This is a genomic window from Acidobacteriota bacterium (assembly GCA_016196035.1).
Taxonomy (GTDB): Bacteria; Acidobacteriota; Blastocatellia; order RBC074; family RBC074; genus JACPYM01.
The window spans coordinates 102,562-122,670 of the sequence record JACPYM010000006.1 but is presented as its reverse complement, the minus strand read 5'-3'; the positions used below and the strand labels follow the sequence as shown (position 1 = coordinate 122,670).

Genomic DNA, 20,109 nt, shown 5'->3' with positions numbered 1-20,109 from the left:
TTACTGAAGATGCGTCATAGTAAGCCCTGTCTGGCTTGGAACGCAAAGCTGCCGAAGAGCGGCGGGCATTGCAGCAGGGCTTTTGCCAAGTCTTCAGCAACGCAACTCAGAGCGATTCCCTGATTCCTGAATCCTGGTTCCTGACCCCTGTTTTACGGGAACAGGATTCAGGAACCAGGATTCAGGAATCAGGGCGTACTTTATGGAACCCAATTAAGTACACGAGAAACTAAGTTATCTCGTGCTTTGAAAATTGTTTTCGCCGCTCTGCGGCGAAGAGGTAAATGCCAGAAAATTTAGTTTTTCTTGTATTAAGCGACTTGGCAAAAGGCGAACTGCGCGGGCAATGTTCACTGGCTGGACAGCGTGCCACTCTCTTCTTCTTTCGTCTCACGCCGCGCCAGCAACACGCCGCCGATGATCAACGTTCCGCCCACGGCGTGCCACCAATGCGGACGTTCGCCCAACACCGGCCAGGCGATCAGCGTCGCCAACAGCGGAATCGCGCAACTATAAACGCCGGTGCGCACGCCGCCAATGCGTTTGATGTTGCTGTTATACAGCACGTAACCAACGACCAGCGCCAGCAATGATGAATAGGCCAGCCCGAACCAGACGCTGGCGGGCAAGCGCGCCCATTGCACTTGTCGCAAGCCGGATGAGCCGAGCAAAACCAAGCCGGGGGTGCCGGTCAGCAGCGTAAACGTGGTTGCGCCCAACGAAGAGATTTGCCCGCCCAGCGTGCGCATGCCCAAGACATACGCCGTCCAACAAAACACGGCGCACAGCATCAACAGATCGCCGTGCAGCGTTTGGGCCGAAACCGCCGCGCCTTGCCGCGACATCACGATGGCGACCCCGGCCAGCGCCAGCGTAACGCCGCCAATGACGTGGCGCGTCAATTTTTCCAGGCCCAGCAAGCCGCCCGTCAACGCGATGATGGCCGGTGTCGTGCCCATGATCATGGCGCTGTTGGCCGAAGTGGTTTGCGACAAACCCAGTATGAAAAAGAACTGGTAGGCGGTGTTTCCGACCAGCCCCAACAACACCAACCGGCCCCAAAGCGCGCGGGGTACGCGCCACGAGCCTGCCTGTACGCGCAGCACAATGACCAGCAAAAGAGTGGCGCTGGTAAACCGCACCGCAGTGAAGGGCAGCGGCCCGATGCCCGCCAACGCGGCTTTGACGATGCTGATGTTGGCCGCCCAAATGACGACAACCGTCAGCATCGTGGCGTCGGCTCTGGAAAGGCCAGCAAAGGGCGCAGGCAGTTGGCGCAAGGCTGAAGCGCCAGAGGAATCAGAAGTGGAAGATGATTGCACGATAAAAAGGGAAATGGTCGCCCGCTGGGTACGCACCGCTTCCAGCGTGCGGGCTTGGCCTCAGACCTCTTCCTTCCGGTAGGAACCTGTCTGCTGTCGAGACCGCACGCAAGGATGCGTGCGTACCCAGGGTGCAACCGGTACCGCTAGAAATTCAAATTCTTCAAGTAATCGAAACTGATCTTCAAACTGTCGAGCGGCGGGCCGGGACATTGATCCTGCTCGACGAAGAAATACTTCGCGCCTGCCTGATTGGCTTTGGCCAGCAGCGGTTTGAAATCAATGCGCCCTTGTCCGACCTCGGTAAAGACCTCTTTGTCCTTGGCCATATCTTTGACGTGATAGGCAATGACGCGGCCTGGGTTTTTGGCGAAAAAGGCCAGCGGGTCGTGCTTGGCTTTGATGATCCAAAACAAATCGAGTTCGAATTTAACCAGCTTCGGGTCAGTCTCGGCCAGCAGCAAATCCATTGGCAATTGGCCTTCGATGGGCATGAATTCAAAGTCGTGGTTGTGATAGCCGAACTCAATGCCGACTTTTTTGAATGCCGTGGCGGCTTTGTTCAACACGGCGGCGTGCGCTTTGAAATCGGCGAGCGTTTTGCGCTCTTCGGGCATGACGAAAGGACAGACGACCAGTTTATGCCCGACGGCTTGCGCGGTTTCGACGGCCTTGTCCAGATTTTCGCGCAGCTCTTTGAGCGCGACGTGCACAGAGGGTGCTTCCAATTTGTTTTTGGCGAGCACCGCTTTGACTTGCTCCGGCGTGCGGTTGTAATAGCCGGCGAATTCGACTTGTTGGTAACCGAGCGCGGCGACTTTAGCGATGGTGCCTTCAAAATCTTTGGCCATTTCGTTGCGCACGGTGTAAAGCTGGACGCCGATCTTGGACAGTTTGCGCGCGCTGGCGACGTTGGCGAAACGCTGCGTGAGGGCCGCGCCGAGCGTGCCGACAGCAGCAGTTTGTAAAAAGCTTCTGCGATTGAGCATAGATGTGGTCTCCTGTGTTGAGCTTGATGGAAAAGCGGTTTGTCTGCAATTGCTGGCGGCTATATTGCGCAATCGCTGCCAGCGGGTAAAGCCCGGCTTGGCGGTTTTTGGCTGCTGCTTGGCCTTGAAGCTGAAAATTTGCGCCGAATCCGGTGCGCCAGTATCATCCGGCCCGCGTTTGCAGCGCGTCGCTTAGATCGGTTTTCACATCAGTTTATGGGAGCGCGTTGTGCCGGGACGGTACCGCGCGCGTGAGCAAGCGGCACCTGGGCGGCTCAGCCAACGGCGTAAGCTTGAGGCGCCGCTTGCTCACGCGCGCGGTACCGTCCCGGCACAACGCGCTCCCATAAACGCAATTGCAAACCGCTCTAACGAAGCCTGCCAAAGTTTGGCGCAACGTAAGCGAGGAAATGATGAAACGAATCGTCCCTGTAATCCTGCTAATTAGCTTTTCACTGTTCGCCTCTGCCAGCGATAACTGGCCGCAGTTTCGCGGCCCCGATGGCACCGGCCATTCCGACGCGACGGGTTTGCCGCTGACTTGGAGCGAGGCGCAAAACGTCACCTGGAAAACGGCTATTCACGACCGCGGCTGGTCTTCGCCCGTCATTTTCGGCAAGCAAATCTGGTTGACGACGGCGGCGAAAGATGGCCGCCAACTTTACGCGCTGTGCCTTGACCGCGACACCGGCAAGATCATCAAAGACCTCAAACTCTTTGACGTCGCCGAGCCGCAATACGCGCATCCCTTCAACACCTACGCCTCGCCGACGCCCGCCATCGAAGCCGGGCGCGTTTACCTCACCTTCGGTTCGCCGGGCACGGCCTGTCTGGATACGAAGACGTTCAAAGTGCTGTGGCAACGCACGGATTTTGAGTGCAACCACTTTCGCGGTTCGGGTTCATCGCCCGTGATTTTTCAGAACCTGTTGCTGATGCATTTCGACGGCAGCGACCGGCAATACGTCGTGGCGCTGGATAAGAAGACAGGCAAGACGGTCTGGCAGACCAAGCGTTCGATTGATTTTCAAGACTTGCAACCCAATGGCAAACCGGCGGCGGATGGCGATCTGCGCAAAGCCTTTGCCACGCCCCAGGTCGCGCAAATCAATGGCCGTTGGGAAATGATCAGCCTCGGCGCGAAGGCGGCCTATTCTTATGACCCTTTCACCGGCAAAGAACTCTGGCGTGTCGAAGAGCGCGCGCAACATTCGGCCAGCACGCGGCCCGTGCTCGGCTTCGGGATGATTTTCTTTCCGACCGGTTTTTCCACTGGACAGCTTTTCGCTGTGCGCACGGGCGGCAACGGCTTGCTCGACGATTCTTACGTCGCGTGGCGGGTCAAGCGCGGCGTGTCGAATAAGCCTTCGATTTTGTTGATTGACGATTTGATTTACATGATCGGCGACACCGGCATCGCCAGTTGCATCGAGGCCAAGACCGGCGCGCAGGTCTGGCAAGAGCGCATCGGCGGCGAGTATTCGGCCTCGCCCGTTTACGCCGACGGCAAGATTTGGCTGTTTAGCGAAGAGGGCAAAACGACCGTGCTCAAGCCGGGCCGCGCGTTTGAAAAGCTGGCCGAGAATAAATTGGACGAGGGCTTTCTCGCTTCGCCCGCCATTGTGGGCAAGGCCTTTTACCTGCGCACGCGGACGCATCTATATCGCATCGAACAACGTTAAAACCCGTTCGCAAGCACTGATCGTGCCTGGTCAAATTGAGACGACAGTTTGCGGCAATCCAGCAGCTTGCGGATGCTCCGCAGGCGCGCGCGGCAGAGTGATGGTGAAAGTTGTCCCGGCCCCGACCTCGCTGCTTACGAGAATCTGCCCGCCGTGATCCTCAATCAGTTTTCTGGTGAGCGCCAGCCCCAGCCCGATGCCTGTTTCCTTGGTTGAAAAGTACGGCTCAAAGATTTGGCCCAACGCTTCCGGCGCAATGCCGGGACCGGTATCGGCAAACTCGATGCGGATGTTGTGCGGCTGTGGGTGCAGCGTAAGTTTGAGTTCGCCGCCGTCGGTCATTGCTTGCACGGCATTGATAGCGATGTTCGAGAAGCAGGTTTTCAGTTGCTCGGCATCGGCTTTCAGATGCGTGTCGAACGCTTCGCCGCGTTCATCACTGGTCACTTCCTGCACACTCACGCGCACGTTTTGTTGCTCGGCTTTGGCGCGCACAAGCACAAGCACTTCCTCAACCAATGCGCGGGCGTCGAGTTCACGCAGCTTGAGCCGCGCCGGGCGACCGAAATTCAAAAAGTCGCTGACCATTCCGTTGAGCCGCAGAATCTCTTCTTTGACGCTGTCAATAAGTTTTGTGTAGTCGTGGCGCGCGGCTTCGGCTGTGGGCGCAAATTTGTCGCGCAGGTAATCCACCGAAAGGCTGATGAAGCTGAGCGGATTGCGAATTTCGTGCGCGATGCCGGAAGCGATACGGCCAGTGAGCGCGGAGCGTTCCGCGCGTTGCAATTTCTCTTCCAGTTCGCGTTTGCCGCGCAGCCCGGCCAGCATCTCGTTAAAGGTTTGCGCCAGTCTTCCCATTTCATCGCGGCGCTTGATGGTCACGTTGAAATCGAAATCCCCGGCTGAAACGCGCGCTGCCGCGTTCATCAACGCGCGGATGGGATGCGTGAAGCGCCAGCTTGCAAAGGCCACGGTTAGCACGAGCAGCAGGCCGAGCAGCGTAATGCCGAGCCAGCGTTTACGCCCTTCTTCGCGCACGATCTCGCTCAAGCGATGCGGTGAAATGATGATGACGACGCGGCGCTTGCCTTTTTCAGTCTCGACCGGATAGGTGAACACTTGCTCCGGCTCGCGGCCATCCGTCGTCGCGCTGCGCGGCGGTATGGCAAACGGCGCGGGCGTGAGCGCGCCGAGCACTTGCTGAATCGTTTGGTCAATGTCGTCACGTTCCGAACTGTCTATGATGCGCCCGTTCGCAGCAGCGACGATGATGCGATGGATGACATGGCTTTCGTCCAGGCCAATGCCCAGCCGTCCATCCTGCGGGATGAGTTGGTAGAGGTACTTGTCGCCAGTGAACGAAGTCTGCGCCAGGTCTACTGCCAGCGAGGTGTCCTTGAGGTGCTCCGCCACCAGCCGCGTAATGCGCTGTTCCGACTGGCGGTTGATGAAAAAGAGCACGAGGATCGTCACCGCCAATACGAGCAGCACGAAAAAGACGATTCGCGCGCGAAAGCTGGAAAAGGGGTTGAGCCATTCTTTCATCGCAAATTACTCCTCACAGATGCGTTTCGTGTTCAGCGCAGCCTTTGCTCTCTACCTGTACCGTGGCGTGCGCGATCTTGAAATCGTGCGTGACACATTCACGCACGGCTGCGAGCACTTCATCGTGCTTTGCGCCGTCAGCCAGCACCGTATGCACGCTCAGCGCGTTGACGCCGGAAGTGAGCGACCAGACGTGCAGATCGTGAACACCGGCAACACCGGCAACTTTGCCGATAGCTTCACGCAATGCCGTCAGGTTCACCTCAGCGGGCACGCCTTCGAGCAGCACGCCGACCGCTTCTTTCAACAAGACCCAAGTGCGCGGGAAGATGAACAACCCAATGCCTGCGGAAATCAGCGGATCGGCGTAATACCAGCCCGTCGCCCACATCACCGCGCCCGCGATGATGACACCGATAGAGGTCAACATATCGGAGAGCACCTCAAAGTACGCGCCCCTCATATTCAGGCTCGCTTGCGAGCCTTCGCGCAGAATCAGAAAGCCTGCGATGTTAACGACAAGACCAAACACAGCAACAAGCAGCATCGCTTTACTTTCCACTTGAGGCGGATTGCGGAAGCGTTCGAATGCTTCATAGAGTACGAAGAGCGAGATACCAAGCAGCACGACGGCATTGATGACGGCGGCCAGAATCTCGACGCGGTAGAAACCATAAGTGCGTTCAGGCGTTGCGGGGCGTTCGGCGAATTTTATAGCAAAGAGCGCCAATCCCAATCCGGCCACATCGGTCAGCATGTGCCCGGCGTCGGCCAGCAACGCGAGGCTGTGAGTAAGGAAGCCGCCAATCACTTCGGCGATCAAGTAAAACAGCGTAAGACCGAAAACAAAGGCCAGTTTCTTATTGTTCCCGGCAGCGGGCGAATGTGAATGTGAATGTCCCATCGGTTCCTTTCAGTTAAGTGCTCGTAATCACAGTTTAATGACTATGGCAATCTGAGCAGGTCTCTCCCTTCAATGCTTCGAAACCTTCCCTGGCGATAATCGGAACCATCACCAGCGCCGATAGCGGATCAGCCCACCACCAGCCGAACAGCGCATTGAGCAGCAGGCCACCAATGAGGATCGCCGAGAGATAAGCGCAAATATCGGTCTGTCTCGAATCAGCTTGTAGAGCGCGGCTGTTGAGCAACGCGGCTACCTGACGTTTCTTTCTGGCAAGTAGTGGCATCACCGCCAATGACAGCAGAGCAAGGCCGATTCCGATATAGCTTGCTTGGGGAGGTTCGCGCCGGATGAGCGACTTCGCCGCATCGAAGGTGACGTAACCGGCCAGCAGCAGGAAACTGACGCCGACAAATTTCAACGCCGTGCGTTCTCTCTGCTCCCCCTTCTCCCCGTCACGGAGACGCCAGAGAAGGACTGCGCCCGATGAGCTTTCAATCAACGAATCAATGCCGAAGCCCACGAGCGCAATGCTCCCGGCGAGCAGCCCTGAGCCGATGGCAACGATGCTCTCAAGGCAGTTCCAAATGATGGTGAAGTATTCAAGCCGACGACCGCGCGCCACGAGAGGGGCGCGTGCATCAACTACGGTTTCAGCAAGCTGTTGATTCATCTTTATCACCTCTTCAAACTCGGAAGGCTGTTCCTACAACCGTCGCCGCCATAGGAAGCCGCGTGTATGCCAGTACAGCGAGGGCATTACGGGCGTTTAGCCCGAAACCGAAAGACCTTGCTGGCTACCTCGACTTCCACATCTCTAAAACCGACCGCCTCCAGCCGCTTTCCAAACGTGTCAGGCTCAACCATGACCATCGTGTCGAACAGGTGGAAAAGCTGGAAAGCCATACTCCAAGTGCTGTCTGTCCCCGCAAAAATCCCGCCCGGCTTCAGCACTCTGTAAACCTCGGCCAGCAGCCGGTCTTGCAAAGCGGGCGCCGGAACGTGGTGCAGCATCGTAAACGACACCGCTCCCGTAAAGGACTGATCCTCGAAAGGCATTTTTGTCGCGTCCCCTTCAATCACCCTGACGTTGGTGTCTGCCAGGCGATGCTTTAGTGAATCAGCCAATTTCGGGTCAATTTCAATGGACGTGACCTGGCTGAACTGCTGGCGCAGTATGTCGGTGGTCAATCCCGGACCGGGTCCGACTTCCAGCACATTCTCCCCTAGATCAAGTGCTTTGAGCGCCCAAGGCACTATGCCTACATGCAAGACTTTCTTCCATAAGAAGGATTTACAGTACCAGCGGTGAACTCGATTCATATGCTTTTTCTCCTGGGGATTTATCCCGTGTTTGATCGCGCTCGAACCAGCGGTAGAGCATCGGCAAAATGAGCAGCGTCAGAAGAGTCGAAGTCACCAACCCGCCGATGACCACCGTTGCCAGCGGACGTTGCACTTCGCCCCCGGCGGAAGTCGCCAGTGCCATCGGAATAAAACCCAGACTCGCCACCAGCGCCGTCATCAGCACCGGACGCAAGCGCGTCGCCGCGCCTTCGTTCACCGCTTCATTCAGTTTCAGCCCGGCTTCGCGCAGGTGATTGATGGCGGCGACCATCACCACGCCATTCAACACGGCGACGCCAAAGAGCGCGATGAACCCAACGCCTGCCGAAATGGAAAACGGCATGCCGCGCAAGGCCAGCGCAAAGACTCCGCCGACGATGGCGAAGGGGATGCCGGTGAAGATCAACAGCGCCTGGCGGGCTGATTTGAAGGTGGTGTAAAGCAGAATGAAGATGAGCAGCAAAGCCAGCGGCACAACGATCAACAGCCGCTCGGAAGCGCGCGCCAGGTTTTCAAACTGCCCGCCCCAGGTCAGATAGTAACCGGCGGGCAGCTTGACCTGTTTGCCAATCACTGACTGTGCTTCCGTGACGAAGCTGCCGATGTCGCGTCCGCGCACGTTGCATTCGACGACGATGCGGCGGCGCGTGTCGTCGTGCGAAATCTGCGCGGGGCCTTCGATCACGGCGATGTCGGCCAGTTGCGCCAGCGGGATGCGCGCGCCACTTGCGGCAGGCACGAGCAGGGCTTTCATCAGGCCGGTGTCGCGGCTGACGCTTTCCTGCAACCGCACGATCAGGTTGAAGCGTTTCTCGCCTTCGTAAATCTGCCCGGCAGGTTTGCCCGCGACGAGCGATTCAACCAGGTCGTTCACGTCTGCGACGTTGATGCCGTAACGCGCAATCGCGGCGCGGTCGGGCTTGATCTGCAATTGCGGCAGTCCGGCGACTTGCTCGATCCGCACGTCCTGCGCGCCGCGCACGCCTTTCACCGTGCGCGCAATCTGCTCGGCGGTCTGCTTCAATTCGTCGAGGTCTTCGCCAAACAGCTTGATTGCCACGTCGGAACGGACGCCGGCAATCAGTTCCGACATGCGCATCTCAATCGGTTGCGAGAAGCCGTAATTCACGCCGGGCGCGCCTTTGTCCAGCGCCTCGGACATCTTTTCTACCAGGGCTTCGCGCGTCTTCGCCGTCTTCCATTCGCCGGGCGGTTTGATGTCCACGTAAATGTCGGCGCGATCCACGCTCATCGGATCGGTCGTGATTTCAGGCCGCCCGATTTTTGAAATGACACGATTGACTTCGGGAAAAGTGCGTAAGACTTTTTCGGCTTCGGTCAGCGCGCTGATGGATTGCGGCAGCGAGACGCTGGGCAGTTGCGCGGCTTCGATGACCAGCGAGCCTTCATCCAGACGCGGAATGAACTCCGCGCCGAGCAAGGGCAGCAGCGCGCCACTGGCAATGACCAGTGCCAGCGCCACAGCGACGGCGGTCAGCCGCCGTCGCACGACGAAGGCGCGCGCGGGTTCGTAAACGCGCCGCGCCCAGCGGATGACGAAGCTCTCGGCTTCCGCGACCTTGCCGCGCAGCGCCAGCGTCAGCATGGCCGGGATGTAAGTCAGCGCCAGCAGTAGCGAGCCGAGCAGCGCGAACACCACGGTCAGCGCCATCGGCTTGAACATCTTGCCTTCGACACCCGTCAGACTCAGCAGCGGCAGGTAAACGATCATAATGATCGCTACCGCAAAGACGACCGGACGCCCGACTTCCAAACACGCTTGCAGGATGGTTTCTTTTGGCGCTTCTGCACTGCCTGCGTGTTGCGCTGCGGCGCGTCTGCGCACGGCATTTTCGACCATCACCACCGCGCCATCCACAATCAAACCGAAATCCAATGCCCCCAGGCTCATCAGATTGCCTGACACTTTGAAGACGACCATGCAGATCGCCGCGAAGAGCATCGAGAGCGGAATCACCGTCGCCACCAGCAAGGCCCCGCGCCAGTTGCCAAGCAACAAGACCAGGATGAAGATCACGATCAACGCGCCTTCGATCAGGTTGGTCGCCACGGTTTTCATGGTGCGATTGACCAGCGCCTCGCGGTCGTAAAACGAAACCAGTTCGACGCCTTTGGGCAGCGTTGGTTTGATCTGCTCGACGCGCTGCTTGATGCGTTGGACGACGGCGCGCGAGTTCTCGCCTTTCAGCATGATCGCAATGCCCGCGACGATTTCACCTTCCCCGTCGGCGCTCACTGCGCCCTGCCGCAGCGTCGCGCCCGTCACGACTGCGGCGACATCGCGCACAAACACGGGCACACCTTCCTTGCCGGTTTTGACGACGATGCTGGCGATGTCCTCCATTGATTGTGCCAGCCCGATCCCGCGCAACAGGTATTGCTCACCGGCGCGTTCGATATAAGCGCCGCCGACATTGGCGTTGTTGCGTTCGACGGCCTCCAGCACATTGTGCAGCGTCAGGCCGTAAGCCAGCAGCTTCGCGGGATCGGCTTGCACCTGATACTGTTTCTCGTACCCGCCGAAGCTGTTGACTTCGGTCACGCCCGGCACGCCCAGCAATTGCCGCCGCACATTCCAGTCCTGAATCGTGCGCATCGCTGTCGCGTCGTGCAGCGGCTTGCCGTCCGGTCCGGGTTCAGAGCGCAATTCGTACAGATAGATTTCGCCGAGTCCCGTTGCAATCGGCCCCATTTGCGGCGCGCCGATGTTGGCCGGAATTTGTTCGCGGGCGAGCGTCAGGCGTTCCAGCACAAGCTGGCGCGCAAAATAAGTGTCTACCGACTCTTTGAAAACGACGGTGATGACGGACAAGCCGACTTTCGACACCGAACGAATTTCATCAATATCGGGCAAACCGCTCATCGCCGTCTCCACCGGGAACGTAATCTGCCGTTCAATCTCCAGCGGCGACAAGGCGGGCGCTGCCGTGAGCACCATGACCTGCACGTTGGTCACGTCGGGCACGGCATCAATCGGCAGGCGTTGAAAACTGAAAACGCCCGCGACACACAGCAGCACAATCAGCAGCAGGATGAGCGCCGGATGCTGCACGGAAAAGCGAATGATTTTGTTCAACATCAGTGCTCGTCCTCCATCTCGCTTTTCAGCAATTGCGCCTTGAGCGTGAAACTGCCTTTGGTGACGATGCGCTCACCGGCTTTCAGCCCGTTCAGGATGCGCGTCAGGCCGTTGCTGGCGCCGCCCGCTTCAACCGCGCGCACGGTGAAATGTCCGGCTTCACCGGCTTCCGCCAGAAAGACCACGGTGCGTTCGCCCAGCCGTTGCAGCGCCAGCGAAGGGATGACGATTTCAGTCCCCTCGTTGATCGCCGCGCCGGTTTGAAACTCGACCTCGACGAACATTCCGGCTTTGAGCTTTTCGCCGGGATTGGCGACCTCCAGGCGGACGCGGGCCGTGCGCGTGTCTTCGTTGAGTTGCGGATCAACGTAGCTGATGCGGGCCGGGCGCGAATCAGCGCCGAACGCGGCGGCAAAAATTTGCGCGGCGGTTCCGGCGCGCAGGCCGCTGAGTTGCGCTTCGGGCACGCTGGCAATCACCCAGACAGTCGTCAGATTGGCAATGGTGAAAAGCGGCTTGCCCGCTTCGATGCCCGCGCCGGCATTGACCGTGCGTTCTGTGACCGTGCCTGAAACAGGCGCACGCAACGCCAGCAGCGAAGTGTCGCGCGTATGGTCGTCGTGGTCGTCTTCCGCCACCGGTGCGCCGAGGGCTTTCATTTCAAAGCGGATGTGGCTGACATCCACCCGCGCAGTCTCGACGGCGGCGCGGGCTTCCTGAATTTCCTTGTTGAGCATGATATTGCCCTGAAAGTCATAGTCGGCCTTCGCCGTTTTGTAAGCCGTCTCTGCCGCGATCAGGTCTTTGCCCGCGCCCGCGCCCAGTTCGATGAGCTTGCGCGTGCGGTTGAGCGCGGCTTCGGCTTCATCCAGCCGCGCCTTCGCCGTCAACACTGCCGCGCGGTTTTCGGCCTGCTCGACGCGCTTGAGATTGCGTTCGGCGAGGGCGAGCGTCGTTTCAGACTCGTGCAGCTTGCCGTGCATTTGCGCGATCAGTGGGCTGGAAATCATCGCCAGCACAGCCCCCGCTTTCACGCGCTCGCCCGGCGCGGCATAAACGCGCTCAATGCGCCCGGTGACCAGCGGCGTGGCTTGTTGTGTCTGCAACTGATTGGTTTCCACGCTGCCCGCCACGCGCAGCCTGCCGCTGAAAGCACGCGCCGTGACTTCGGCAAATTCGATTCCGGCGGCTTTCAAGGCGGCGGGCGCAAGCTCGACTTCCTGCGCCGCGCCTGGCTTGTGTTCGTCGTGTTTGTCTGCTTGTTTGGCGGGCGCTTCCGGCTGCTCGGCTTTGCTGTTGCAGGCCGCGAGCAGCAGCGCGCAGGCCAGCAGCAGGCAGGCGCTGACGCCGTGATAAAAGGGCGGACTGTAGCGCCGCGTTTGAGTGGTTTCGTTGCTCAGGTTGTTCATTGTTGCTCCTCGCTGACGCCCAGCGCTGTTTGTAAATCGGCCAGCGCGCGGGCGCGTTCGGCTGACGCTTCGATGAATTCTTTTTGCGCATCCAGCAGGCGGCGCTGTTCGGCCAGCAGTTCAGTGACTTTGAACGCGCCGATTTCATAAGCGCCGCGCAGCACGCGCAGGTTGTCCTGTGAGCGGCCCAGCACGCCTTGCTCAAAAATGGCGAGCGCCCGCGTGGCCGCCTGCTGACGGGCGAACGCGCTGGCGACTTCGGCGCGAATCGCGGCTTCGATAAAAACGCGGCGCTGCTGTGCCTGCGTGATCGCCGTCGCCGCCTCGGCCTTCGCGCCCTGATTGCGGTTAAAGACCGGCAGCCCAATCGAGACGCCCATCGTCAGCGTGCGCCCGCTGTCCGGGAACGGGGTGAACGGCGCGGGCAAGCTGGTCAGTGTGCGATCAGTTGTGTACCTGGTGTTGATGGTGACGGACGGTCTGGCCTGCGCTTCAACCAGCCGCAACCCCGCCTGCGCGGCGGCTTCGACCAGCCGCGCCAGACGCAAATCGGGGCGCATCCGCAGCGCCGTTTCAAGCGCCTCGTTAAGCGAAGCTGGCATCGCCGCCGCTGTTAGCGATGAATCGGCGCGGAGTTGCAAGCTTTCTTCCGGGGCCATGCCCGCCAGCGTTTTGAGCCGCAACAGCGCTGCTTGCCAACGGCCTTCTACCAATGCGCGGCGCGCCAGCAGGCGGTCAATCTCGACGCGCAACAGACTAGCTTCGAGCGGCGCGGCGTCGCCCACGCCTACGCGCGTTTCGACAATGCTGGCGGTTTGCGTATCGAGCCGGTTCAGCCCGTCGGTGATTTCAAGCTCGCGTTGCGCGCTGAGAGCGTCAACGAAAGCCTTGCGCACCTCTGCCGCCAGCAGGCGTTCGCGTTCGGCGACTTGCGCTTGCACGGCGGCCAGTTCGGCTTGCGCCAGGTCAATGCGCCTGCCGCGTTGCCCGCCGACTTCCAGCGGCAACGCCAGGCCGACGCTGGTCGCGCGGTCGCCGGGATTGTTCGCCAGGCGTCCGCTTGATTGCTCGAAATCGAGCGTCGGGTTCGGCCTCAAACCGGCTTGTTGCAAGCGCGCGCGGGCACGTTCGACTTCCAGGCGAAAGGCCGCCAGTTCATTGTTGGCAGTGAGCGCGCGGCGCACCAAATCCGCCGCTGACATACCTTGCAGCGGGTCAATGAAAGGCTGGTTCCGCTGCTCAGGCAGCGTATCAGTGGCAGCCGACACGATTATTTTCGCGCCCGGCAAATGCTGGCTGAATGCTGTCGCCGTTAGGCAAACGAGCAGACACAAAAAGACAGAACCCAGGCGCCGCACCCGCGAACCTGGGGCGCGTTGTGGATAGATAGACTTTGCATGGAACATCGCAATAACCCCTGCCGATGACTCATCACCCGGACAAGCCACCGCGCTGACGGATCAATACCTGACCGCTTTGGAGCGGTTTGCAATTGCGTGTATGGGTCAGTACCGTGACCGGCAGTGAGCGCACAGTTCAGTGCGCGCGCTTCCAGTACACCGAATTGCAAGCCGAGCCAGGCCGTAGCCTGATGCCGCGCTGCGACAAAACGCTGCGGCATTCAAAGCTGTCGCAAATGGGTGGAAAGTGAGCGGGGTTAAGCGCGGCGCGGCGGGCGGAACAGCGCCGCAGGCGGAGCGGTAGGAAGAAAGACGCTCAGTGAAGCGGCTCTGTCAGGTGGCAAGGGCAAGGCCGGGAGTCTGAAATAAGCACTTGGTAGCGTGTGGGCGCAGCAGCAAAAACAATCTTCCTCAAGTGACAAGGGGGCGGACGAGTTTGGTAGCGGAAGGCCGCTTGCCGTGGCGCTTGGTTGAGCGCTGCTCTCGGCGTCACTGACATTCGCCGCCGTCTGCGCCAGCGTCACACTTGCGCTTTCGCAAAGCTCCGGCGCAAAAAGATCAATCACGGCCAGGTCAACCAGCGAAAGAGACAGCAGCAGCAGTGCGATGGCGCACTGTGCCGGGCGGTTTCTCTGACTGGTTCTGGACAAGGCTAACGACATAAAGCTTTCTCTTCACACAGAAAGTAGCACGCGGTTTTCAAGCTGGTCAACACATGGACAAACGCTGGCTCTTTAGCGAAGAGGGCAAAACTACCGTCAGCAAACCGGGCCGCGCGTTTGAAAAGCTGGCTGAGAATAAGCTGGACGAAAGCTTTCTCGCTTCGCCCGCCATTGCGGGCAAGGCCTTTTACCTGCGCACGCGCACGCATCTTTATCGAATCGAGCAACGATGACACTGGCCCGTCTGAACAGTCTGATGCGGGAAGGGAAGCTGGGTTTCTGGGTGGCGGTGGGCGGTATCGCTACGTTCACCCTGTTGCTGGCGCCGTTTATGCCAGGGCGCGTCAATACGACGACAGCGGCGCTGGCCTTACTCTTGCTGGTGTTACTGATTGCGACGCGCTGGGGCAGCGGGCCCGCCGTCGCGCTGTCGTTGGTCGCGGTACTTTACTTCAACTATTTTTTCCTGCCGCCCGTCCACACCTTCACGATTGCCGATCCTGACAATTGGGTCGCGCTGTTTGCCTTCCTGGTGACGGCGCTGGTTGTGGGGCAATTGTCAGCGCGCGCCAAACAACGCGCCGAAGAGGCCGAGGCCGGGCGGCGCGAGATCGAACGCCTGTACCGTGAATCGCAAGAGGTCTTTGAACGCGCCAGCCAGGCCGAAGCCTTGCGGCGCAGCGAACAGTTAAAATCCGCCTTGCTCGACGCCGTCACCCATGATCTGCGCACGCCGCTGACCGCGATCAAAGCTTCGGCCACAACCCTGCTCGAAGAGTTGCGCGCGGCCTCTGAATCTGATGCTGATGGCGCATTCAAACTTGCGCCCGAAGACCGGCGCGAGATGCTGGAAGTGATTGACGAAGAGGCTGACCGGCTCAACGCTTTCATCGGCAGCATGGTTGAATTGGCGCGACTCGAAGCAGGCGCGTTTGTGCTGCCGCGCCAATGGGGCGATGTCGAAGAGATCGTCACTGCCGCGTTGCAACGGGCTGAGCGCGTGACACAAGAATATCGCCTTGAGGTCGCCTTGCCGCCCGAATTGCCGCTGGTGCGGGCGGATGAACGCGCGTTGGCCGAGGTGGTTTACACGCTGGTGGACAATGCCTGCAAATACGCGCCCGCTGGTTCGCGTGTGCGCATCAGCGGCGCGGTGCTGGCGGCGACAGAACAGATTCAACTGACCGTCGAAGACGAAGGGCCGGGCATTCCGCCGGAGTTGCGCGAAAAAGTGTTCGACCGGTTCTTTCGCGCGACGCCTGAAGCCAAGAAGCTGCGCCGCAGCGGCAGCGGGCTGGGTCTGGCTATCGCGCGGGGCATTGTTGAAGCTCACGGCGGACGCATCTGGATGGAGCCAGGCGCACAAGGACGCGGCACGCGCGTGCATTTCACCGTGCCGATCGGCGATGATGAGGATGTCGCGGCGGAGCAAACCTCATGAACGAACACAAGCGCATTTTGGTGGTGGATGATGAACCGCAGATCACACGCGTGTTGCGGCGCAGCCTGCAAACGCATGGTTACGATGTGCGCACGGCGGCGGATGGCGAGGCCGCGCTGGATGTCCTGCACGATTGGCCGCCCGATCTGGTGGTGACCGATCTGACGATGCCCGGTATGGATGGCATCGAATTGTGCCGCCAATTACGGCTGCAAACGCAACTGCCAATCATCGTCCTCTCGGTCAAAGGCGAAGAGCAAACCAAAGTGAAGGCGCTGGATGCGGGCGCGGATGATTACGTGACGAAACCCTTCGGTATGGATGAGCTGCTCGCCCGTATTCGTGCCGCGTTGCGGCGCGTGCCCGCCAGCTTGTCGAAAGCTGCCTCGGCGCAATTGGCTGCCGGCGATTTCGGCCTGGATCAAACCGCTCACCGCATCATATTGCGCGGCACCGAATTGCACCTGACGCCAAAAGAGTTTGAGTTGCTGGCTTACCTGCTGCAGCACGCGGGCAAAGTCCTCACGCATCGGGCACTGCTGGCGGCTGTTTGGGGCGGTGATTACACCGAACAGACCGAATACCTGCGCGTCTTTGTCGGCCAGTTGCGCAAGAAGATCGAAGCCGACCCAGCCAATCCGCGCTACATCCTGACTGAGCCGTGGGTTGGGTATCGCTTCAACGCTGAAGGTTGATGGATTCGCTTTCTTCGACGCGCAGCGTCTTTGGAGTGCGTGCGGCACAGGCCGCCGCTTTGGTATGCCCTTCATTTCGTAAACGCCAAAGGACTACCAAAGCGGCGGCCTGTGCCGCACGCACTCCAAAGGCTTCGCCGAAACCTCAGTCTGTATCTCGCCCTTACGAACTCTTTATGCACTCTTTATAACTTCCTTATGCCGGCTGCCCTACAGTTCGTGACGTGTGTTACCAGCCTGAACAAACCAGCACGACAACGCGAATTTCAAAGGAGTTGAGCGATCTCTATGGCGACATCGGTTAAGCGCCTCATCGTCGGGAGAGCCTTGCGAACCGAACAGGCGGCCCACGAACGGCTTTCCAAACTGACGGCGCTGGCGGTCTTTTCTTCAGACGCGCTTTCTTCGACAGCGTATGCGACCGAAGAGATTCTGCTCGTGCTGGCCGTGGCCGTCGCTTACGGCCAGACCCACGCGTTTCAATACGTCATTCCGATTTCGCTCGCTATCGCCGCGCTGCTGGCTATCGTCGCGATCAGTTATCGGCAAACGATTCATGCCTATCCATCGGGCGGTGGCGCGTACATCGTCGCCAAAGAGAATCTGGGCACGACGCCCGGTTTGATCGCGGCGGCCTCATTGCTGGTGGATTACGTGCTGACGGTTTCCGTTTCGATTGCGGCGGGCGTGGCGGCGCTTACTTCGGCGGTGCAGGGGACGCGCTTTGCCTGGCTGGATGATCACAAGGTCGCGCTCGGTCTCTTTTTCATCGTGCTGATTGCGCTCGCCAACTTGCGCGGAGTGCGCGAATCAGGCGCACTCTTTGCCGTGCCGACCTATGTCTTTATCGTCAGCTTCCTGTTCATGATCGGGTATGGCCTCTTCCACTATTTGAAATTCGGCGGTGCCGCACCCGCGCCCGGCGAAAACCTGGCACTGGCCGTAGGCTATCACGCGCAACCGCTCACGCTGTTTTTGTTGCTGGGTGCGTTCTCGAATGGCTGTTCGGCGTTGACCGGCGTCGAGGCGATTTCGAATGGCATTCCGGCGTTCAAAGCGCCCGAAGCCCGCAACGCCTCGACCACGCTGGTCTGGATGGCGGTGCTGCTGACGACGATGTTTCTGGGTACCAGCCTGATGGCGTATTTGTACGGTGTGCATCCGAACGCCAGCGAAACCGTCATTTCGCAATTCGCGCGCATCATGTTCACCGGCCCACTGAGTTGGTGTTATTACCTGGTGCAAGCGGCGACGGCGGCGATCTTGGTGTTGGCCGCGAATACTTCGTTCGCGGACTTCCCGCGGCTGGGCAGTTTGTTGGCGCGCGACCGCTTTCTGCCGCGTCAATTCGCCAATCGCGGCGACCGGCTAGTGTTCTCGAATGGCATCGTGATTCTGGCGCTTTTCTCCAGCCTGCTGGTAGTGGCTTTCGCCGGGGACACCTCGCGACTGATTCCGCTGTATGCTGTCGGCGTCTTCCTCTCGTTCACGCTTTCGCAAGCGGGTATGGTGCGGCATTGGCTGGCCGAACGTGATAAGGGGCACGCGCAGGCGGCGAATGCTGCAACGGCGGCAGGCGCGGCCCGCCAGCCATTGCCCGATGTCGCCTTGGCAGTGGAACAACAGCAGCAATCGCATTTCGTGCACGATGAAGTCACGGCCCCGGCCAGTTGGAAAAAATCCATCGTCATCAACGGCGTCGGCGCCATTGCCACCGCCATCGTGCTGGCGGTTTTCATCGTGACCAAATTCATTCACGGCGCGTGGATCGTGGTGGTTGTGATTCCGCTGCTGGTGCTGCTGTTCAAAGCAATTCACGAGCATTACCGCAACGTCGCGCGGCAACTCACGATCGAGGGCGTAGAGCCACTGCACGAAGTCAACCACGCGGTCATCGTGCCGATTTCCGGCATTCATCGCGGCGTCATCAATGCGCTGCAATACGCCAAATCCATCGCGCCTAACAATGTGACGGCGGTCTATGTGGATTTTGATGAACAGGCCACCGCGCTCCTGCGCAAGAATTGGGAGCAGTGGAATTTTGGCGTCAACCTAGTCGTCCTGCCTTCGCCTTATCGTGAATTGACCGCGCCGCTGTTGCGCTACATTCATCGTGTAGACCGCAAGCGCGATGACGACATTGTCACCGTGATCATTCCCGAATTCGTGCCCGCCAAATGGTGGCAACACTTGTTGCACAACCAAAGCTCGCTCTTGCTGAAAGGCGCGTTGTTGTTCAAACAAGGCGTCATCGTGGTGAACGTGCCGTACCACCTCAAGCATTAACCTGGCTTTCGGCAGGGAGCCAGCCGGGCCAACTCCATCAATTCTTCCGCTTATCTCCAGCTATGTCGCAAGTGCTCTGCTTATGCCCAGCCCGGCATGCGCCCGCGTTTTTACTGACCCTCCCTCCAATCTATCAACTCGGCAGGCGCTGAGTTGAGACATCACACACCGCCCTAGCGCCTGAACGTAAAAAGACTCTTTACGAACTATTTATAAACAACTTGCGCCATCTTTACGGCTCCTGCCCTACGCTGAAACCGTTGATGATTGACCCAAACGAAACAAAACAAGGCTTCCCCCCGCGCTGGCACGAGAGCGGCAGAAATGACCTCGCAGCCAGACGGGGGCAGCCGAAGGAGAACGACATGCGCGCACTTACTCTTTTACATCAGGACGCAAACCTAAACGCGAGTGTCAAGCCGTCCGCCATTGGTAGGCACGCGCGGGAGGGCGTGCAGGTTTGGGGCGCTTTCAGCGGACTAGGCGGCGGTGTGGTGGTCGCGGTGCTGGGCGCGCTGCTGACAGCCGCCGGATGGCTGACGGCTGACGCTGGCGCAAAGCACTGGCTGGCGACCGCTGGCACGGTGCTGCTGTGTTTAACGATACCGCTCATTCTGCTGGGTGCGTGCTGTCTGGATTGGTTGGAGCCGGGGAAGACACAAGACTTGTCGCAGGTCGCGCGTGATGACGACGAAGACGACGACGATCTGTAAACGGACAGAAACACGGCTGGCCAGACGGCGTGCACAACTGGGTAAAGATGCGCAAAGGCGGCAGGCACATGGCTTGCGCGGACGCGCGCGGTTGCGCCACCGCTTGCACGAGCGGCTGGGCGCAAATAAGCGGTGCGTCAAATTTGGGAGAAATGATGGACGACCTAATCTATCTCGCTGTCACAGTGATCTTCTTTTTGCTCGCGTTCGTGTACGTGCGCGGGTGTGAAAAGCTGCAATAGCTTTATAGCGGTTTTCAATTGGGTGCGACCTGCAACAACCACAGGCAACGTAGGGGCAGACCTGCGTGTTGCCCTGGTCACCTTTGACACCTTCGATTCCGTCTGCTGCCACCGGGGCAGACACCCAGGTCTGCTCCTACATTGGTCGGTCGCGCCCATCTGCAAATCGCTATAAGAACGAGGAGAACGATGAACTGGGAATCAATTTTATCGTTGGTCGCGGCGGCAGCATTGCTGGTCTATTTGACTTACGCACTGCTGCGCCCGGAGAAGTTTTAACTGACGTGCCCCCGGGCATGCACCGCTTCCAGCGTGCAGTCTCAGTGACAGGCGGCTTCCTTCCGATAGGAAAAGGTCTGTGGCCGAGACCGC

16 protein-coding genes are annotated in these 20,109 nt (G+C 59.5%); 7 read left to right on the top strand and 9 right to left on the bottom strand.

From position 1 onward, the window contains the following. Positions 1–350: 350 nt before the first annotated feature. Positions 351–1,229 (bottom strand): DMT family transporter, encoded by an 879-nt coding sequence (locus tag HY011_02530; protein MBI3421794.1) that lies wholly within the window; start codon positions 1,227–1,229, stop codon positions 351–353. A gap of 239 nt (positions 1,230–1,468) precedes the next feature. Continuing rightward, positions 1,469–2,311: a TIM barrel protein gene (locus HY011_02525; GenBank protein ID MBI3421793.1), complete on the bottom strand. Its 843-nt coding sequence runs from the start codon at positions 2,309–2,311 to the stop codon at positions 1,469–1,471. Between the two features lie 410 nt (positions 2,312–2,721). On the opposite strand from HY011_02525, the gene HY011_02520 reads away from it, so the two are divergent. Beyond that, entirely contained in the window at positions 2,722–3,993 is a 1,272-nt protein-coding gene (locus tag HY011_02520; GenBank protein ID MBI3421792.1) for a PQQ-like beta-propeller repeat protein, read from the top strand. A gap of 30 nt (positions 3,994–4,023) precedes the next feature. On the opposite strand, the gene HY011_02515 is transcribed toward HY011_02520, so the two are convergent. The 7 genes from HY011_02515 to HY011_02485 form a co-directional block, all read right to left on the bottom strand. Beyond that, positions 4,024–5,538: a HAMP domain-containing protein gene (locus HY011_02515; protein ID MBI3421791.1), complete on the bottom strand. Its 1,515-nt coding sequence runs from the start codon at positions 5,536–5,538 to the stop codon at positions 4,024–4,026. Between the two features lie 13 nt (positions 5,539–5,551). Further along, positions 5,552–6,442, bottom strand: a complete 891-nt coding sequence (locus HY011_02510) for a cation transporter (protein MBI3421790.1) — start codon at positions 6,440–6,442, stop codon at positions 5,552–5,554. A gap of 34 nt (positions 6,443–6,476) precedes the next feature. Further along, entirely contained in the window at positions 6,477–7,115 is a 639-nt protein-coding gene (locus HY011_02505; protein ID MBI3421789.1) for a cation transporter, read from the bottom strand. Between the two features lie 86 nt (positions 7,116–7,201). Beyond that, a complete protein-coding gene (locus HY011_02500) occupies positions 7,202–7,765 on the bottom strand; it encodes a class I SAM-dependent methyltransferase (protein MBI3421788.1) in 564 nt (187 codons plus the stop codon). After that, positions 7,737–10,889 carry an efflux RND transporter permease subunit gene (locus tag HY011_02495; protein ID MBI3421787.1) on the bottom strand — a complete coding sequence of 1,051 codons (3,153 nt, stop codon included), beginning with the start codon at positions 10,887–10,889 and terminating at the stop codon, positions 7,737–7,739. Before HY011_02495 ends, HY011_02500 begins: the two co-directional genes overlap by 29 nt. After that, a complete protein-coding gene (locus tag HY011_02490) occupies positions 10,889–12,298 on the bottom strand; it encodes an efflux RND transporter periplasmic adaptor subunit (GenBank protein ID MBI3421786.1) in 1,410 nt (469 codons plus the stop codon). The genes HY011_02495 and HY011_02490 overlap by 1 nt, the downstream gene beginning before the upstream one ends. Further along, positions 12,295–13,566 carry a TolC family protein gene (locus HY011_02485; GenBank protein MBI3421785.1) on the bottom strand — a complete coding sequence of 424 codons (1,272 nt, stop codon included), beginning with the start codon at positions 13,564–13,566 and terminating at the stop codon, positions 12,295–12,297. The genes HY011_02490 and HY011_02485 overlap by 4 nt, the downstream gene beginning before the upstream one ends. A gap of 847 nt (positions 13,567–14,413) precedes the next feature. Between HY011_02485 and HY011_02480 the strand changes: the two genes are divergently transcribed. From HY011_02480 to kdpF, 6 genes are all read left to right on the top strand, one after another. Then, on the top strand, positions 14,414–14,593 hold the full coding sequence (locus HY011_02480; protein MBI3421784.1) for a hypothetical protein: 180 nt from the start codon (positions 14,414–14,416) through the stop codon (positions 14,591–14,593). Continuing rightward, positions 14,590–15,801 carry a DUF4118 domain-containing protein gene (locus HY011_02475; protein ID MBI3421783.1) on the top strand — a complete coding sequence of 404 codons (1,212 nt, stop codon included), beginning with the start codon at positions 14,590–14,592 and terminating at the stop codon, positions 15,799–15,801. The genes HY011_02480 and HY011_02475 overlap by 4 nt, the downstream gene beginning before the upstream one ends. After that, a complete protein-coding gene (locus HY011_02470) occupies positions 15,798–16,496 on the top strand; it encodes a response regulator transcription factor (protein MBI3421782.1) in 699 nt (232 codons plus the stop codon). The genes HY011_02475 and HY011_02470 overlap by 4 nt, the downstream gene beginning before the upstream one ends. Positions 16,497–16,784: 288 nt before the next feature. Next, the gene (locus HY011_02465) at positions 16,785–18,782 is read left to right on the top strand and encodes an APC family permease (GenBank protein MBI3421781.1); all 1,998 of its coding nucleotides are present in this window, start codon (positions 16,785–16,787) and stop codon (positions 18,780–18,782) included. Between the two features lie 365 nt (positions 18,783–19,147). Beyond that, entirely contained in the window at positions 19,148–19,495 is a 348-nt protein-coding gene (locus HY011_02460) for a hypothetical protein (protein ID MBI3421780.1), read from the top strand. 431 nt (positions 19,496–19,926) lie between these two features. Continuing rightward, a complete protein-coding gene (gene kdpF / locus HY011_02455; GenBank protein MBI3421779.1) occupies positions 19,927–20,016 on the top strand; it encodes a K(+)-transporting ATPase subunit F in 90 nt (29 codons plus the stop codon). Positions 20,017–20,109: the final 93 nt, after the last annotated feature.

Excerpts from the sequence above, each read along its gene's own strand:
- HY011_02465 (MBI3421781.1), top strand. The coding sequence starts at position 16,785 with ATGGCGACATCGGTTAAGCGCCTCATCGTCGGGAGAGCCTTGCGAACC.
- HY011_02505 (MBI3421789.1), bottom strand. The coding sequence starts at position 7,115 with ATGAATCAACAGCTTGCTGAAACCGTAGTTGATGCACGCGCCCCTCTC.
- HY011_02470 (MBI3421782.1), top strand. The coding sequence starts at position 15,798 with ATGAACGAACACAAGCGCATTTTGGTGGTGGATGATGAACCGCAGATC.
- HY011_02480 (MBI3421784.1), top strand. The coding sequence starts at position 14,414 with ATGGACAAACGCTGGCTCTTTAGCGAAGAGGGCAAAACTACCGTCAGC.
- kdpF (MBI3421779.1), top strand. The coding sequence starts at position 19,927 with ATGAACTGGGAATCAATTTTATCGTTGGTCGCGGCGGCAGCATTGCTG.
- HY011_02515 (MBI3421791.1), bottom strand. The coding sequence starts at position 5,538 with ATGAAAGAATGGCTCAACCCCTTTTCCAGCTTTCGCGCGCGAATCGTC.
- HY011_02460 (MBI3421780.1), top strand. The coding sequence starts at position 19,148 with ATGCGCGCACTTACTCTTTTACATCAGGACGCAAACCTAAACGCGAGT.
- HY011_02500 (MBI3421788.1), bottom strand. The coding sequence starts at position 7,765 with ATGAATCGAGTTCACCGCTGGTACTGTAAATCCTTCTTATGGAAGAAA.
- HY011_02475 (MBI3421783.1), top strand. The coding sequence starts at position 14,590 with ATGACACTGGCCCGTCTGAACAGTCTGATGCGGGAAGGGAAGCTGGGT.
- HY011_02525 (MBI3421793.1), bottom strand. The coding sequence starts at position 2,311 with ATGCTCAATCGCAGAAGCTTTTTACAAACTGCTGCTGTCGGCACGCTC.
- HY011_02510 (MBI3421790.1), bottom strand. The coding sequence starts at position 6,442 with ATGGGACATTCACATTCACATTCGCCCGCTGCCGGGAACAATAAGAAA.
- HY011_02495 (MBI3421787.1), bottom strand. The coding sequence starts at position 10,889 with ATGTTGAACAAAATCATTCGCTTTTCCGTGCAGCATCCGGCGCTCATC.
- HY011_02530 (MBI3421794.1), bottom strand. The coding sequence starts at position 1,229 with ATGCTGACGGTTGTCGTCATTTGGGCGGCCAACATCAGCATCGTCAAA.
- HY011_02520 (MBI3421792.1), top strand. The coding sequence starts at position 2,722 with ATGATGAAACGAATCGTCCCTGTAATCCTGCTAATTAGCTTTTCACTG.
- HY011_02490 (MBI3421786.1), bottom strand. The coding sequence starts at position 12,298 with ATGAACAACCTGAGCAACGAAACCACTCAAACGCGGCGCTACAGTCCG.